Genomic DNA, 15,279 nt, shown 5'->3' on the forward strand with positions numbered 1-15,279 from the left:
GGGCACATGGCTGTCTATGCACTCGGAGACCTCGAACCCGACATCGCGCCCGATGCCTGGGTGCACCCCGACGCGGTGGTGATCGGGCGCGTGACGCTCGGTCCGGGCGCCTCGGTGTGGCCCACGGCGGTGTTGCGCGGTGACTACGGGCGGATCGAGGTCGGGGCGATGACCAACATCCAGGACGGCACGATCGTCCACTGCACCGAGAGCGAGCCGACCGTGTTCGGTGAGCACTGCATCGTGGGACACAACGCCCACATCGAGGGCGCGACGATCGGGAACGGCGCGCTGATCTCGTCCGGTTCGGTGGTGCTCAACGGGGCGGTGATCGGCGCCGGCGCGATCGTCGCCGCCGGGTGTCTCATCCCGCCACGCTTCGACCTGCCCGATCGACGGATGGCGATGGGCACGCCCGCGAGGATCCGGGACGGCTACGAGGTCGACCCAGCGATGCTCGAGGGCAACACGCAGAAGTACCACGAGAACGCGATGCGGTACCGTGCCGAACTCCGCCGGCTCGACTGATCCGTGAGACCGGAGATCTCGGCGCGGCCGCCGCTGGAGCACCTGCTCGATCCGGGCTGGGCGCGGGCGCTGGCCCCGGTGGAGGAGCAGATCCACCGGATGGGTGATTTCCTGCGTGCGGAGAACGCGGCGGGGCGCGGTTACCTGCCGGCGTCGGACCGGGTGCTTCGCGCGTTCACCCAACCCTTCGACGACGTGCGCGTGCTCATCGTGGGGCAGGACCCGTACCCGACCCCCGGGCATCCCGTCGGGTTGAGTTTCGCCGTCGATGGTGAGGTGCGGCCGCTGCCCCGCAGTCTGGGCAACATCTACCGTGAGTACACCGACGACCTGGGGCTGCCCGCACCGCCGCACGGCGATCTGGGGGCCTGGACGCGATCCGGGGTGTTGCTGCTCAACAGGGTGCTGACCGTGTCCCCGGGCGACGCCGGTTCCCACCGGCGCAAGGGATGGGAGGCCGTCACCCAGCGGGCCATCGAGGCGCTGGTGGAGCGTGACCGGCCGATGGTCGCGATCCTCTGGGGGCGCGACGCCCGGTCATTGACCGGGATGCTCGGCGAGATCCCCGTGATCGCCTCGGCTCACCCGTCGCCGCTCTCGGCCCGGCGGGGATTCTTCGGCTCGCGGCCGTTCACCCGCGCCAACGAGGCGCTGGCCGCACTCGGGGCGGAACCCGTGGACTGGCGCCTCCCGCTCGAGCCCTGAGCGCACACGCGACATCCGCCACTGCGACGACGGATCCGCTACCGGCGCCCGGGTAGCGAATCGTGATGGTGAGTAGCGGATCGCGGGTTCTCCGGGCCTGGCCGCGGGTGGCGGGTCGGCCGCCGTTCGTAGATCAGTCCCGGCCGAACTCCGGGGCCCGCTTGGCGACGAAGGCGTCTACACCCTCGATCCCGTCCGGCGAGGTGGCCAGACGAGAGATGGAGTCCCGCTCGGCATCGAGGTGGCCCGACAGGCTGGACTCCGCCGAGGCGCGCAGCAGGGCCTTGACCGCGGCATAGGACTCACCGGGGCCCGAGGCGAGACGCACCGCGAGCTCGCGGGCCGCCTCGCGAACGTCGCCCTCGACGAATGTAGTGAGCATGCCGAGTGCGTAGCCGCGCTCGCCGGTCATCGGCTCGTTGCCGAGGATGAAGGCGCGCGCCGCGTTCTGCCCGATCGCGCGGGGCAGGTTCCACGACATCCCGCCGTCCGGGGACAGGCCGATCCCCGGATAGGCGGCCAACAGACGCGTGTCGGGACCGGCCACCGAGAAATCGGCCGCGAGGGCCAGGGAGAGTCCGGCGCCGGCGGCCCAGCCGGCCACGGCCGCCACCACGGGGACGGACACCTCGTCGAGCTGCCGGATCACAGCGTGCAGCCGGTCCGCGAGCTCGCGGACGTGCGCGGAACGATCGTCGGCGGAGGCGAATCCGGCCACATTGCCGCCGGCGCAGAAGTTCTTGCCTAGGCCGATCAGGAGCACCACGCGGGCCTCGAGGTCGCCGGCGAGGAGGGCGGCCAGGGCGGTGCCCATCTGGTCGACCGCGTCGGAGTCGAGCGCATTGCCCTTGCCGTCCAGCGAGATGGGCAGCGTCAGAACCCCCTCCTCGAGAGTGGCGAGGGGTGTCGCTGAGAGGTCAAAGGTCATCCTGGTGCTCCCTGTGGTGTCCACCGTCTCGGCCTGTTCGACGGCTGTCGACAGGTGAGGGTACTAGGCTTGTCCGCGCCACCCGTGCACATCCGGGTGGTAGGGGTGCCAGGGGCGACGAGGAGGGGCGATGACGCAGGAGAGCACGCGCGTCGAGGACCGTCCCAAGACGCTCGACGCGCAGGGGGTGCTCACGTGGGCCCGGCGCTGCGTCGAGCAGCTTGCCGAGCATCGCGAGGAGATCAATGCCCTCAACGTCTTCCCCGTGCCGGACTCCGATACCGGGACCAACCTCCTCTACACGATGAGAGCCGCTCTGGACCGGGCGGAGGGCGAGGACGCATGGATCGCCGAGGGCGGCGGCACCGCCGGCGCCCGGGAGGTCGCGGTCGCGCTGGGCCGGGGGGCGGTTCACGGCGCGCGGGGCAACTCCGGGGTGATCCTGTCCCAGGTCCTGCGCGCGGTCGGTGAGGCCGCGACGTTCACCGTCGTCGATGCGGCCACCTACCGGCGCGCCCTGCGTACCGCCGTGACTCTCGTCGACAACGCGCTGAGCGACCCGGTCGAGGGAACCATCGTCACCGTCCTGCGCGAGGCCGCCGCCGGTGCCGGCCGCTCCACCGCCACGTCGCTCGTCGAGGTCGCCCGCGCCGCGGCGGACTCCGCGGCGGACGCCCTGTCGCGGACGACCTCCCAGTTGTCGGTTCTGCGCAATGCCGGGGTCGTGGACGCCGGCGGCCGGGGACTGCTGATCCTGCTGGACACCATGGTCGGTGTTCTGACCGGAGAGACCCCCGACCGGCCTGACTACGGCGTCCCATCAGATCCGGGCGAGTGCGCAGCCGGGGCCGGCGCAGAGAATTCTGACAGGGGCGATGCGGGCGGGCCTGCTGGGCAGGCATCGGCGCAGACGCGCTACGAGGTCATGTACTCACTGACGCACTCCGACGATGCCCGTGCCGATGAGCTCAGGTCGGCTCTCCGGACGCTCGGTGACAGCGTCGTGGTGGTGGGCGACGGAGGTGCGGGCGACCATGCCCGCTGGGCGGTTCACGTGCACACGGACGACATCGGCCCGGCGATCGAGTCCGCACTGTCCCTGGGCCGGGTCGTGGAGATCAGGGTGACCGACATGCTTGACCCCCTGGGCCAGGGCCGTGCCACCGACGACGCCGCGGGCACGGGGGCCTCGCCGGCTGCGGCGCGGCCCACCGGCACCCCGACCCGGACTGTCGCCGCGGTCGTACGGCCAGGCTCGCTGGCGGAGTTGTTCACCGACGCCGGGGCGGCGGCAATCGACCCCGGCGACAGTGGTGAGGGAGTGATCGACGCGGTTCTGGCACTGGAGGCCGACGAGTGCGTGGTCCTGCCCAACGGCGAGCTGTCCCGAGCGCAGATCGGCTCCCTCGATGAGGCGCTGCGCGACATGGGCCGGCACGCACTGATCCTCCCGACCGCCTCGGTGGTCCAGGGGCTCGCGGCGTTGGCGGTTCACGACGCGTCCTCGACCCTCTCGCTGGACGGTTTCGGTATGGCCGACGCGGCGGCGGCGACCCGCCACGCGCACCTGGTCAGGGCCGAGCAGGATGCGCTGACCCTGGTGGGGCGGTGTGCGGCCGGGGATCTGCTGGGCGTGATCGGCCACGACGTGGCGCTGATCGACAGCGATCCGGTCGGGACGGTGTGCTCCATCGTCGACCGGATGCTCACGGCAGGGGGCGAGCTGGTCACCCTCCTGCTGGGTGATGAGTACGACGAGCCCTCGACCGAGAACGTCCTGACGCGGCTGCGAACCGACCATCCGGATGTCGAGGTGGTGGCCTACAGCGCGGGCCCCGGCAGGATCTTGGCGCGTGTCGGGGTCGAATGACGACCTTCGCCACCACTGAGACCCCGCTCGCCGAGATCCTCGACGCCGACCTCGCCCGGCGGATCGGCACGGCGTTCGGGCACCGCACGGTCGGGGACCTGCTCCACACCCTTCCCCGGCGGTTCCGCCGGCAGGGGCAGCGCGTCGACAGGAAATCCCTCGTCGAGGGCGAGCGCGTAACCGTGATCGGCACGGTAGAGCGACTGTCGTCCTCGACCTACACGTCCAAGAAGGGGTCCAAGCAGCGTCAGCGGGTGACCCTCGTGGTCACCGACGGGGGCATCGAGTTTGAGGTGGTCTTCTTCGCCGGGTGGGGAATCAAGAACATCCTCCCGGTCGGCACCGAGGCGATGTTCGACGGCACTCTCTCCACATTCCGCGGCAAACTGAACCTCAAGCACCCCGAGTTCCTCATCCTCGCCACCGCCGCGGGCGGGTCCGGTGAGCTCAAGGGCTCGGGCAACCTGGCCGCTCTGGCCGAGCTGTCGGCGAAGGTGCAGGCCGAGGGGGGTGAGAGCCTGTTCGGCCGCAGGTTCCTTCCGGTCTACGCGTCCAGGGAGGGGGTGACCTCCTGGGAGGTGTTCGGCGCCGTGGTCACGGCTCTACGGGCGTTGATCCCGGTGGTCGACCCACTCGATCAGTCGGTGATCGACGCCGTGAATCTCATGAACCTGGACGACGCACTGCACAAGGCCCACATGCCGTCGAGCCAGGAGGAGATGGACGCCGCTGGGTACCGCCTGCGCTTCGACGAGGCGCTGGCGCTCCAGTTGTTGCTCGGCGCCCGGCGGCGCTTCTTCTCCCGTGATCCGGCCCCGCCCAGCCCGGTCCGCGCGGACGGGCTCCGCGCCGCGATGTGGTCCCGGCTGCCGTTCGCGCTCACCGCGGGGCAGCAGTCGGTGCTGGAGGACATCTCGGTGGACCTGACCCGCGACCAGCCGATGAACAGGCTGCTGCAGGGTGAGGTCGGCTCGGGTAAGACCGTGGTGGCGCTGCTCGCGATGTTGCAGGTCCTCGATGCGGGCCGCCAGTGCGTGATGCTGGCGCCCACGGAGGTACTGGCCGTACAACATCACCGATCCCTGACCGCGATGCTCGGCGACCTCGGGGAGGGCGGTCGGCTCGGTGCGGCGGACGGCGCCACCCGGGTGGTACTGCTGACCGGGTCGATGTCGACCACCGCGCGGCGGCAGGCGTTGTTGGACATCGTGACGGGTGAGGCCGGGATCATCGTCGGAACGCATGCGTTGATCCAGGATTCGGTCGACTTCTTCGATCTGGGGCTGGTCGTGGTGGACGAGCAGCACCGATTCGGCGTCCGGCAGCGGGACCGACTTCGAACCAAGGGGCGGGACGGCATGGTGCCGCACCTGTTGGTGATGACGGCCACGCCGATCCCGCGCACCATCGCGATGACGGTGTTCGGGGACCTCGAGGTGTCGGAACTGGGGGAGCTGCCGGGCGGCCGCCGCCCCATCTCCACGTCGGTGGTGCCGGCGCGGGAGAAGCCCCGGTGGTTGGAGCGGACGTGGGAGAGGGTCCGCGAGGAGGTGGCCGCCGGACATCGCGCCTATGTGGTGTGTGCACGGATCGACGGCGACGACGACAAGCCCGACGCCAAGGACGACGGGAGCATCCCGTTGACCGCGGCCGTGGACCTGCACCACAGCCTGTCGACCGGGCCGCTCGCCGGCCTGCGGGTCGGTCTCATGCACGGCCGACTGTCGCCGGAGGAGAAGGACACGGCGATGACGGCGTTCGCCGCCGGCCGGCTCGACGTACTCGTGTCCACGACGGTGATCGAGGTCGGCGTGGACGTCCCCGAGGCCACGGTCATCGTGGTCATGGACGCCGAACGCTTCGGCGTGAGCCAGCTGCACCAGCTCCGCGGCCGGGTGGGCCGGGGTGGCCTGTCAGGGCTGTGCCTCCTGGTCACCAACTCGCGATTCGACAGCCGGGCGATGGACAGGCTCAACGCCGTGGCCTCGACCACCGACGGGTTCGTGTTGGCCCAGCTCGATCTCACCCAACGCCGGGAGGGCGACGTGCTCGGCGATGCGCAGTCGGGTGCCCTGTCGGCGCTGCGGATCCTCTCGGTGGTCGAGGACGGTGCGGTCATCGGGATCGCCCGCCAGTACGCCGAGCAGATCCTGGATTCCGACCCGGGCCTGCACGCGCATCCGGCGCTCGCCGAGAGGGTCTTCCGGCTGGTCGGGTCCGAGGAGTCCGCCTATCTGGAGCGATACTGAGCACACCCCCCGCGGTATTCGCCTGACCCGCCAGCACATGACCCGCCACCCGAACGAGCAGGACTGACATGACCCGCATCATCTCCGGCCGACTCCGAGCACTCTCGATCGTCGTCCCGCCGGCCGGCACCCGGCCCACCACCGATCGGGTCCGCGAGGCGTTGTTCAGCGCGATCGACAGTCGGGTCGACCTCGCCGGGGCGTCGGTGCTCGACCTGTTCGCCGGCTCCGGCGCGCTCGGACTCGAAGCACTCTCCCGTGGCGCCGACGCGGGATGGTTCGTCGAGGAGAACCCCCGTGCCGTCGCCTGCCTCAAGAAGAACGTCGCCGGGGCGTCGGCGTTGTCGTCGTCGTCCATCACGGCGACCATCAGACGTGCATCCCTTCCCGGCGCCCTCCGTGGCCCGTGCCCCGTCCCCGGAGGGTTCGACCTGGTCCTCGCGGACCCGCCGTACGAGCGCTCCGGCGTGCTCGACGAGCCGATCCTCCTCGCGCTGCGGGACGGCGGTTGGCTCGCCCCCGACGCACTGGTGGTGTGGGAGCGGTCCAGGCGCGACCCGGCGGTGCGGTGGCCCGAGGGGTACGCGCGAGAGTTCGAGCGCACCTACGGTGAGACCGCCGTCGAGATGGCGCGACCGGTTGATACGGTCAGGCGATGACCACAGTCGTGTGCCCAGGCTCGTTCGATCCGGTGACCCTCGGGCACCTCGACATCATCCGCCGCGCCGCGGCGCTGTTCGACGACGTGATCGTGTGCGTGGTGGCCAACCCCAACAAGCAGGGCACCTTCACCATCTCCGAGCGCAAGGCGCTCATCGAGGAGGTCTGCGCCGACATCCCCGGTGTGCGGGTCGACAGCTTCTACGGCCTGCTCGTGGACTACTGCCGCGACCAGGGCGCCACCGCCGTGATCAAGGGGCTGCGGGACTCCACGGACTACGACTACGAGCTGCCGATGGCGCACATGAACCGGTCGATCGCCGAGATCGACACCGTCTTCCTGCCCACCCGCGCTGACCTGTCGTTCGTCTCGTCCTCGCTGTGTCGGGAGGTCACCCGACTCGGTGGCGACGTGTCCCACCTGCTGCCAGGGCCCGTCGCTACGGCGCTCAGGGAGCGTCTGGTCTGAACGCCGGAGAGTAGGACACACCGCCGCCGCACCGGCCACGGCGCGTGTGTTGCGGGCACACTGGTGTGGCAAGAGTGACGAACCGGTGAAGGGACGAGCGTGTACCGAGTGTTCCAGGCCCTCGACGAGCTGAACGCGATGATCGAGGACGCCCGCAGTCTGCCCATGACCGCGAACTGTGTGGTCCCGCGGCACGAGTCCCTGTTGTTGCTCGACGACATCCGCGATTCCTTCCCCGGCGAACTCGACGATGCGCAGGACGTTCTGGACCAGCGCGATCGCGTGCTGGCGGAGGCCGATGACACGGCGCACCAGACCGTCGCGGCGGCGGATGCCGAAGCGGACCGGACCCTACGGAACGCGCGCGAGGACGCCGACGCGATGCTCGCCGACGCCAAGGCCCGCGCCGACCGCATGGTCGCCGAGGCCACCACGCACGCCGACGAACTGGTGGGCGACGCCCGCGCCGAGGCGGGCGAGCTGCTCGAGCGATCGCGCCGCGACGCCGAGTCCACCACCGTTCGCGCCCGCGCCGAGGCCGAGCGCCTCACCGAACAGGCCAACATCCTCTACGACCGCACCATCACCGAGGCGCGGCAGGAGCAGCAGCGCATGCTGTCCGAGTCCGAGGTCGTCCGCATCGCCGACGAGGAGGCCTCACGGGTGCGCGACGCCGCACATGCGGAGAGCGATCGCCGTCGCGAGGAGTGCGACGCCTACATCGACGACAAGATGGCGCGGTTCGAGGAGTTCCTCGGAACCACCATCCGTACCGTCGCCCGCGGCCGCGAGGAGCTCCACGGCGTAGCCCCGTCGGGCCGCCGTGAGCCGGGCGGGCGTCGCGCCGGGCGTGACGATGCGCGCCACGGCGACGGGTACGGAGACTACTGACTCGAGGCGGGTAGTCTGCTGGTCGTGTCCACCACCTCCAGGTCCCATCGTTCCGCGCCCGGCCCCCTCGTCCTCGATACGCGCAGTATCAGCAGGACACCCGGCGCGATGACGCCGATCCAGCGTGTCACCGTGGCGCCGTCCACGATCGGGGTCGAGATGATCGCAATCCCCGAGGGGGCCGAACTCGATCTCGACCTGATGCTGACATTCGTCGACGAGGGCGTCCTCGTCACCGGTTCGGTCAGCGGACAGGCGACGATCGAATGCGCGCGGTGCCTCGGCGAATTCCACGCCGAGGTCGCGGTGGACCTCACCGAGATGTACGCGCTGGAGAACAAGGCCGCGGCCGAAGGCGCCGAGCAGGACGAGGTTCGGCTGCTCGATGGTGATCTGCTGGACCTGGAGCCGGCGCTGGTCGACGCGTTCGGTCTGGAGTTCCCGCTGTCGCCGACGTGCACGGACTACGGTCACGCCGAGTGCATCAACGCCGACACCCCGCGCCCCGACGGGGTCTCCGGGGAGACCGAGGGGCGGATCGACCCCCGCTGGGCGGGGCTGGCCGAGAAGTTCGGCACCACCGGCACGGACGAGGGCCGCGCGTGACGGATCGGCCCGGCTCACTGGGTACGGCCCTGGGTGTCGAGCTTCCCGCCGAACTGGCCACCCAGGCGGTCACTCACCGCTCGTTCGCGTACGAGAACGGGGGAGTGCCCCACAACGAGCGGCTCGAGTTCCTCGGTGACGCGGTCCTCGAGTTGGTCGTGACGGAGTACCTCTACAGCGCCTACCCGGATCGTCCGGAGGGAGACCTGGCCAAGATCCGGGCGAGCCTGGTCAACACCTACGTGCTGGCCGACATCGCTCGCGAACTCGGTCCCGGCGGGTTGGGCGCGCACCTGCGACTCGGCCGCGGCGAGGAGCTCACGGGAGGCCGGGACAAGCATTCGATCCTCGCCGACACGTTGGAGGCGGTGTTCGGGGCGGTGTATCTCACGCACGGTCTCGAGCCGGCGCGGGCACTGATCGAGCGGATCATCGGCGAACGGTTGCAGGTCGTACCCACGCTGGGCGCCGCCCTCGACTGGAAGACCAGCCTGCAGGAGAAGTGCGCGTCATCGGGCCGCCCCAAGGCCCACTACGACATCACCTCGACCGGCCCGGATCACGACAAGACCTTCACCGCGGTGGTGTTCGTGGGGCAGGAGCGACTGGGGCAGGGCCTCGGGCGCACGAAAAAGGAAGCCGAGCAGAAGGCCGCCGAGCAGGCCTGGGCCGTTCTGGACGGGAAGTCGGGCTGACGAGATGCCCGAGTTGCCCGAGGTGGAAGTCGTCCGGCGCGGTCTCGAGGACCATGTCGTGGGCCGGCGGATGGTCGGCGTCGACGTGACCGGCGTCCGCACCGCGCGCCGCCAGCCCGGCGGGGGCGCGGAGATCGAGGACCGACTGACCGGTCGGACGGTCACCGGGGCCCGGCGGCGCGGCAAGTACCTGTGGTTGACCCTCGATGACGACGACGCCGTCGGTGCCGACTGTCTGCTGGTTCATCTGGGGATGAGCGGACAGATGCTGGTGACGGATGAGGGCGTGGCGCCCGTGCGACACATGCACGCCCGGGCGTTCCTCGACGACGGCCGGGAGCTGCGTTTCGTCGACCAGCGCACCTTCGGTGGATGGACGGTCGTGCCGTTGACCGACGCTCTCGACGGCACCGGCGTGCTCCTGCCGGCGCCGGCGGCCCACATCGCCGCGGACCCGTTCGAGGAGGGGTTCGACCCCCTCGCCACCGCCCGGTCGATCCGGCGTCGGGACACCGAGATCAAGCGGCTCCTGCTGGACCAGACCGTCGTATCCGGGATCGGCAACATCTACGCCGACGAAGCGCTGTGGCGATCCGGGATCCACGGTCGCCGCCGCACCGGCGCACTCACGCTCCGTTCGGTCACCCAGACCCTGGAGCACGCCCGGGACGTGATGTCCGATGCCCTGGTCGCGGGCGGCACCTCCTTCGACGCGCTGTACGTCAACGTCAACGGCGCCTCCGGGTACTTCGACCGCTCCCTGGACGCCTACGGTCGCACCGGCCTGCCGTGTGCCCGCTGCGGCACCGCGGTGGTGCGGGAGGATTTCATGAACCGCGGCTCGCACTTCTGTCCCGTCTGCCAGCCCGCGCCGCGCCGGAGTGCGGTCGCACGGCGGGTGACAACACGCCGAGCCGGGAGCCGAAGCGGACCGATCGTACGATGAATGTCATGTCCGAGAGCACTCCGCAGAGTCCCGCCCCCCAGACCGCGCCCACCAGCACCGAGCTTCGGGTGGAGCGGACCGGCACGCGCCGATACGTGGGTCTGTCGTCGCGCGGCGCACGGGTCGAGATCGGCTCGGCGGACGTGGAGGGGGTGTTCACCCCGGGCGAACTGCTCAAGATCGCGCTCGGCGCCTGCACCGCGATGGCCTCGGACTTCACCGTGTCCCGTCGGCTGGGTGAGGATTACGACGCGACCGTTCACATCTCCGGCGATGCCGATCGTGAGAGCGAGCGTTACCCGCGGCTCGAGGAGCTCTACGAGCTCGACATGTCCGAGATCAACGCGGCCACGGCCGAGCGGCTGGTCGCCATGATCCGTCGCTCCGTCGACAAAGCCTGCACGGTAGGCCGAACCCTGCAGACGGGGACCGAGATCGCGCTGGAGATCGAGACCGGGATCGATCCGCGGTGAGTGAGCAGGCAACCGGTCACGTGCGGTTGGTCGCGTGGGTGCACGGCCGGGTCCAGGGCGTGGGGTTCCGCTGGTGGACACGCAGTCGTGCCCTCGAGCTCGGACTCGCCGGGTACGCCACCAACAAGTCGGACGGCCGCGTGCACGTGGTGGCGGAGGGGCCCGAGCAATCCTGCCTGGAGTTGCTCGACAAGCTTCGGGGAGACGGCACGCCGGGGACCGTCGAGCTCGTCGTGGACTCGTGGGAGGCGGCGCGGGGCGGGCTCACGGGATTCGTCGAGCGCTGACCTAGGATCAGCTCCCGTGTACCTCAAGTCGCTGACGCTCAAGGGCTTCAAGTCCTTTGCGGCGCCCACGACCCTGAGGTTCGAACCCGGCATCTGCTGCGTGGTGGGCCCGAACGGCTCCGGTAAGTCCAACGTCGTGGATGCGCTCACCTGGGTCATGGGCGAACACAGTGCCAAGACACTGCGTGGCGGCAAGATGCAGGACGTCATCTTCGCCGGCACCTCGGGCAAGCAGCCCCTCGGTCGCGCCGAGGTCACACTCACCCTGGACAATTCGGACGGCGCGCTGCCGATCGACTACGCGGAGGTCTCACTCACCCGCCGCATGTTCCGCGACGGCGCCGCCGAGTACGAGATCAACGGCGACCGCGCCCGCCTCATGGACGTGCAGGAGCTGCTCTCGGATTCCGGTATCGGCCGCGAGATGCACGTGATCGTGGGGCAGGGGAAGCTCTCCGAGATCCTCGAGTCCAAGCCGGAGGAGCGCAGGGCGTTCATCGAGGAGGCCGCGGGCATCCTCAAGCACCGTCGCCGCAAGGAGAAGGCCCAGCGCAAGCTCGCCGGGATGCAGGGGAACCTGGACCGCCTCAGCGACCTGACCACCGAACTGCGCCGTCAGCTCAAGCCGCTGGGCCGCCAGGCCGAAGTGGCCAGGCGGGCACAGACCATCCAGGCCGACCTGCGCGACGCGACCTTCCGACTGGCCGCCGACGATCTCGTCACGCGTCGCCGCGAACTCGCGGACGCCGAAAGCGTGCGCGGCCGCCTGGAGGAGCGCGTCGCCGAGGCTGTCGATCGTCGCGACGGACTCGCCCGTGAGGTCGCGGCGACCCAGTCCGAGCTGGACCGGCTCACCCCGGATGCGGAGGCGGCACAGCAGCGCTGGTTCGCCCTGTCGACGCTCGCCGAGCGTGCCCGGGCCACCGCCCGCATCGCCTCCGACCGGGCCCGCTCGCTCGCCGCCGAGGTGGCCGTTCATCACGGCACGGATCCGGACGAGCTCGACCGCCAGGCGGACCGCGCCGAGGCCCACGAGAAGGAGCTCGCCGAGGACGTCGAACGGGCGGCCGAACGCGCACGTCACGCCACGGACGCTCTGTCCGCGGCCGAGTCGGCGTCGGCCGCACTGGAAGCCGAGCACCTCAAGGCGGTCAGGGCGATCGCCGATCGTCGTGAAGGCGTGGCACGACTGGCGGGCAAGGTCGAGACCCTGGCGGCGCGGGTGGAGTCCACCGAGGCGGAGATCGCGCGGGTGGACGCCGAGACGGTGGCCGCCCGCGAAGCGGTGGCCGATACGGAGGCCGAGTTCGACACCGTCCACGCGCGCGTCGGCGTCCACGGTGAGGGTGAACAGACCCTCGACGAGCACCTCGGCCGCGCCGAGCGGGCCCACCTGTCCGCGCGCGCCCGGCTCGCGGAGCTACGGGGGATCGAGCGCGAGGCGGACCAGAGGATCGCCCGGCTGGCGGCCCGCATCGAGACTCTCGAGCAGAACAAGGGCGCCGGCGACGGCGCCGAGTGGGTGGTGCGCCGCCTGGGCACCGACGCGGTCGCCGGGACGGTGGGCGAGATGCTCGGCGTCCGCGACGGATGGGAGCGCGCGATCGGTGTGGCTCTGGGCCCGGCCGTCGACGCCGTGGTGGTGGATCAGACCGTTGACCGTAGCGAAGTCCTGGCAGCGTTGCGCGACGCGGACGCCGGTCGGGCAGGTCTGCTCGGACGGGGCGCGCCGGGAGGCGATTACCGCCTCGAGGTGGAGCTGGTCGACGGGGCGCGCTGGGCGCTGGACGTGGTGGACGTCCCCGACGGCCTGACCGCGTCCGTCACGGCTCTGCTGGTCGACGTCGTGCTCGTCGATGACCTGGCCGTCGCCTCCGCGCAGGTCGACGCCGACCGGCGCGTCCGGGCCGTCACCCGGGCCGGCGAACTCGCGGGATCCGGATGGGCGGTGGGTGGTTCCGCGTCGGGGCGGACCGGACTCGAGATCCAGTCGGCGATCGATGCGGCGGTCGCCGAGCGGGACACCGTCCGCGCGGAGATCGAGACCGCTCGCGCCGAGCTCGCCGGAGCCGAGGCAGAGGATGCGGACCGCGCCGACCGGTTCGCGGAGACGATGGCCGCGATCACCGAATCCGACGCGGCGATCGAGGAGATCTACGCGGAACTCGCCCGGATCGGACAGCGACGCCGCCGCGCAGAAGCCGAAGTCCGGCGCCTGGAGCAGACGCGGCGGATCGCCGTCGACAAACTCGACGCCGCCCGCGCGGAGCACACCGAACTCACCGATCGACTCGCGCGGGCGGGGGAGGACCACGACGAGGACCAGATGCCCGCCGATGACGGTCGACTCGCCGCGCAGGCGGCGGTCTCCACCGCGCGGGCTGCGGAGATCGAGGCCCGGCTCGCGCATCGGTCGGCCGAGGAGCGAGCCACCGGCGTGCGCGGCAAATCGGCTTCACTGCGCCGTGCCGCCCAGGCCGAGCGGGAATCGCGCGCCCGGGCCGCCCGCGCCGCGGCAGCCAGACGCAGGGGCGCGGAGGTCGCCGGGGTCGTCGACGAACTCAGCGAGCGACTGCTGGCCAGACTCGACGAGGTCATCAGCACCGCCGGAGCGGAACGCGACCGGCTGGCGGCCGCCCGTACGGCGGCGACCACGGGACTGTCGACGCTCCGCAGCGAGCTGGCCGCGGCCGAATCCGAGGTCGGTCGGCTGGGGGACGCCGCACACCGGGACGAGGTCGTCCGGGCGCAACTCGAGGTCAAGGTCTCGGAACTGGAGTCATCGGTACTGGAGCGCCACGGCATCGAACCCGAGGCGCTGGTGACCGACTACGGGCCGGATATCGAACTGCCCCCGTCGGCCCTGGAGATGGAGGAGTACGAGGCGGCCCGCGAGCGGGGCGAGGACGTGACCCCACCGCCCCCGATGCCGTTCGTCCGTGCCGAGCAGGAACGCCGACTCAAGCGCGCGGAGAAGGATCTGGCCACGCTGGGTAAGGTCAACCCGCTGGCGTTGGAGGAATTCGCGGCCCTGGAGGAGCGGTACGCGTTCCTGTCCACCCAGCTCGACGACGTCAAGAAGGCCCGCTCGGACCTCGAGGGTGTGATCGACGACGTCGACGAGCGCATCGAGCAGATCTTCACCGAGGCGTGGATCGATGTCGAGCGGGAGTTCCGTGACGTGTTCTCGGTGCTGTTCCCCGGCGGCGAGGGCCGCCTGATCCTGACCGAGCCCGAGGACATGCTGGCCACGGGCATCGAGGTCGAGGCCCGGCCGCCGGGCAAGAAGATCAAGCGACTGTCTCTGCTGTCCGGTGGCGAGAAGTCGCTCACCGCGGTGGCGATGCTCGTGGCGATCTTCAGGGCGCGCCCGAGTCCGTTCTACGTGATGGACGAGGTCGAGGCCGCGCTCGACGACACCAACCTACGGCGTCTGATCGGGCTGTTCGAGCAGCTCCGCGAGACCAGCCAGCTCATCGTGATCACCCACCAGAAGCCCACCATGGACGTCGCCGACGTCCTCTACGGCGTGTCCATGCAGGGCGACGGCATCTCCAAGGTCATCTCGCAGCGGATGCGCTGAACCACTGGCAGGCTGGTGTCATGACTGATCACGAGTTCTACATGGACGCCGCACTGGCGCGGGCCGCGCGGATTCTCTGTCAGGTCTCCACCAAGGTGGTCGCACTGCGGTCGGGGATCGATCCACAGCTTCTCAAGGACTACGAACGCGGGGTCGTCGACCTCAGCGATGCCGAGGTCCAGGCGCTCACCGACGCGCTGTCGCACTTCGGGGCCGGCTTCATCGCCGAGGACGACGGCGGGGGCGTGGGGGTGCGGCGGAAGTTCACGAGGACCAAGGTCCGGATGATCGAGCGCTGGGAGGGCGAGGGCGGCCCCGTCGGAGAGGACGACGTCTAGCTGTGATGTCCAGGGAGGTTGGTCAGTCGGGTGACCGGTGGCTGGCCTCCG

General features: G+C 70.6%; 15 protein-coding genes. 14 read left to right on the forward strand and 1 reads right to left on the reverse strand.

Translation table 11 applies throughout. From position 1 onward, the window contains the following. The first annotated feature begins 6 nt into the window (after positions 1 to 6). Positions 7 to 528: a gamma carbonic anhydrase family protein gene (locus ACWGLC_RS17065; RefSeq protein ID WP_452100984.1), complete on the forward strand. Its 522-nt coding sequence runs from the start codon at positions 7 to 9 to the stop codon at positions 526 to 528. Between the two features lie 3 nt (positions 529 to 531). After that, positions 532 to 1,233, forward strand: a complete 702-nt coding sequence (locus tag ACWGLC_RS17070) for a uracil-DNA glycosylase (protein ID WP_452100985.1) — start codon at positions 532 to 534, stop codon at positions 1,231 to 1,233. Positions 1,234 to 1,366: 133 nt separating this feature from the next. On the opposite strand, the gene ACWGLC_RS17075 is transcribed toward ACWGLC_RS17070, so the two are convergent. Beyond that, positions 1,367 to 2,161 carry an enoyl-CoA hydratase/isomerase family protein gene (locus ACWGLC_RS17075; RefSeq protein ID WP_452100986.1) on the reverse strand — a complete coding sequence of 265 codons (795 nt, stop codon included), beginning with the start codon at positions 2,159 to 2,161 and terminating at the stop codon, positions 1,367 to 1,369. A 130-nt stretch (positions 2,162 to 2,291) separates the two neighbouring features. Here ACWGLC_RS17075 and ACWGLC_RS17080 point away from each other — a divergent pair, with 130 nt between their 5' ends. The 12 genes from ACWGLC_RS17080 to ACWGLC_RS17135 all read left to right on the forward strand — a co-directional run bounded on the left by ACWGLC_RS17080 (position 2,292) and on the right by ACWGLC_RS17135 (position 15,228). Beyond that, on the forward strand, positions 2,292 to 4,031 hold the full coding sequence (locus tag ACWGLC_RS17080) for a DAK2 domain-containing protein (protein WP_452100987.1): 1,740 nt from the start codon (positions 2,292 to 2,294) through the stop codon (positions 4,029 to 4,031). After that, a complete protein-coding gene (gene recG, locus ACWGLC_RS17085) occupies positions 4,028 to 6,280 on the forward strand; it encodes an ATP-dependent DNA helicase RecG (protein WP_452100988.1) in 2,253 nt (750 codons plus the stop codon). The genes ACWGLC_RS17080 and recG overlap by 4 nt, the downstream gene beginning before the upstream one ends. A 68-nt stretch (positions 6,281 to 6,348) precedes the next feature. Beyond that, positions 6,349 to 6,939 (forward strand): 16S rRNA (guanine(966)-N(2))-methyltransferase RsmD, encoded by a 591-nt coding sequence (gene rsmD / locus ACWGLC_RS17090; RefSeq protein ID WP_452100989.1) that lies wholly within the window; start codon positions 6,349 to 6,351, stop codon positions 6,937 to 6,939. Beyond that, the gene (gene coaD / locus ACWGLC_RS17095) at positions 6,936 to 7,409 is read left to right on the forward strand and encodes a pantetheine-phosphate adenylyltransferase (protein ID WP_452100990.1); all 474 of its coding nucleotides are present in this window, start codon (positions 6,936 to 6,938) and stop codon (positions 7,407 to 7,409) included. Before rsmD ends, coaD begins: the two co-directional genes overlap by 4 nt. Positions 7,410 to 7,508: 99 nt before the next feature. Continuing rightward, positions 7,509 to 8,300 carry a DivIVA domain-containing protein gene (locus ACWGLC_RS17100; protein WP_452100991.1) on the forward strand — a complete coding sequence of 264 codons (792 nt, stop codon included), beginning with the start codon at positions 7,509 to 7,511 and terminating at the stop codon, positions 8,298 to 8,300. 24 nt (positions 8,301 to 8,324) lie between these two features. Then, a complete protein-coding gene (locus ACWGLC_RS17105) occupies positions 8,325 to 8,906 on the forward strand; it encodes a YceD family protein (RefSeq protein ID WP_452100992.1) in 582 nt (193 codons plus the stop codon). After that, positions 8,903 to 9,601, forward strand: coding sequence for a ribonuclease III (gene rnc, locus ACWGLC_RS17110; protein WP_452100993.1), 699 nt, complete (start codon positions 8,903 to 8,905; stop codon positions 9,599 to 9,601). Before ACWGLC_RS17105 ends, rnc begins: the two co-directional genes overlap by 4 nt. A 4-nt stretch (positions 9,602 to 9,605) precedes the next feature. Next, complete coding sequence (gene mutM, locus ACWGLC_RS17115; protein WP_452100994.1) at positions 9,606 to 10,547, forward strand: bifunctional DNA-formamidopyrimidine glycosylase/DNA-(apurinic or apyrimidinic site) lyase; 942 nt, start codon at positions 9,606 to 9,608, stop codon at positions 10,545 to 10,547. Between the two features lie 5 nt (positions 10,548 to 10,552). Continuing rightward, positions 10,553 to 11,020, forward strand: coding sequence for an OsmC family protein (locus tag ACWGLC_RS17120; protein ID WP_452100995.1), 468 nt, complete (start codon positions 10,553 to 10,555; stop codon positions 11,018 to 11,020). Further along, positions 11,017 to 11,307 carry an acylphosphatase gene (locus ACWGLC_RS17125; RefSeq protein ID WP_452100996.1) on the forward strand — a complete coding sequence of 97 codons (291 nt, stop codon included), beginning with the start codon at positions 11,017 to 11,019 and terminating at the stop codon, positions 11,305 to 11,307. The genes ACWGLC_RS17120 and ACWGLC_RS17125 overlap by 4 nt, the downstream gene beginning before the upstream one ends. A 16-nt stretch (positions 11,308 to 11,323) precedes the next feature. After that, positions 11,324 to 14,890 carry a chromosome segregation protein SMC gene (smc, locus tag ACWGLC_RS17130; RefSeq protein ID WP_452100997.1) on the forward strand — a complete coding sequence of 1,189 codons (3,567 nt, stop codon included), beginning with the start codon at positions 11,324 to 11,326 and terminating at the stop codon, positions 14,888 to 14,890. Between the two features lie 20 nt (positions 14,891 to 14,910). Continuing rightward, complete coding sequence (locus ACWGLC_RS17135; protein ID WP_452100998.1) at positions 14,911 to 15,228, forward strand: helix-turn-helix domain-containing protein; 318 nt, start codon at positions 14,911 to 14,913, stop codon at positions 15,226 to 15,228. The last annotated feature ends 51 nt before the right edge of the window (positions 15,229 to 15,279 follow it).

Source organism: Dietzia sp. NPDC055877 (assembly GCF_053615975.1).

Coding starts and splice junctions, on each gene's coding strand:
- ACWGLC_RS17135 (WP_452100998.1), top strand. CDS start 14,911: ATGACTGATCACGAGTTCTACATGGACGCCGCACTGGCGCGGGCCGCG.
- ACWGLC_RS17120 (WP_452100995.1), top strand. CDS start 10,553: ATGTCCGAGAGCACTCCGCAGAGTCCCGCCCCCCAGACCGCGCCCACC.
- rsmD (WP_452100989.1), top strand. CDS start 6,349: ATGACCCGCATCATCTCCGGCCGACTCCGAGCACTCTCGATCGTCGTC.
- ACWGLC_RS17080 (WP_452100987.1), top strand. CDS start 2,292: ATGACGCAGGAGAGCACGCGCGTCGAGGACCGTCCCAAGACGCTCGAC.
- ACWGLC_RS17065 (WP_452100984.1), top strand. CDS start 7: ATGGCTGTCTATGCACTCGGAGACCTCGAACCCGACATCGCGCCCGAT.
- mutM (WP_452100994.1), top strand. CDS start 9,606: ATGCCCGAGTTGCCCGAGGTGGAAGTCGTCCGGCGCGGTCTCGAGGAC.
- recG (WP_452100988.1), top strand. CDS start 4,028: ATGACGACCTTCGCCACCACTGAGACCCCGCTCGCCGAGATCCTCGAC.
- coaD (WP_452100990.1), top strand. CDS start 6,936: ATGACCACAGTCGTGTGCCCAGGCTCGTTCGATCCGGTGACCCTCGGG.
- ACWGLC_RS17075 (WP_452100986.1), bottom strand. CDS start 2,161: ATGACCTTTGACCTCTCAGCGACACCCCTCGCCACTCTCGAGGAGGGG.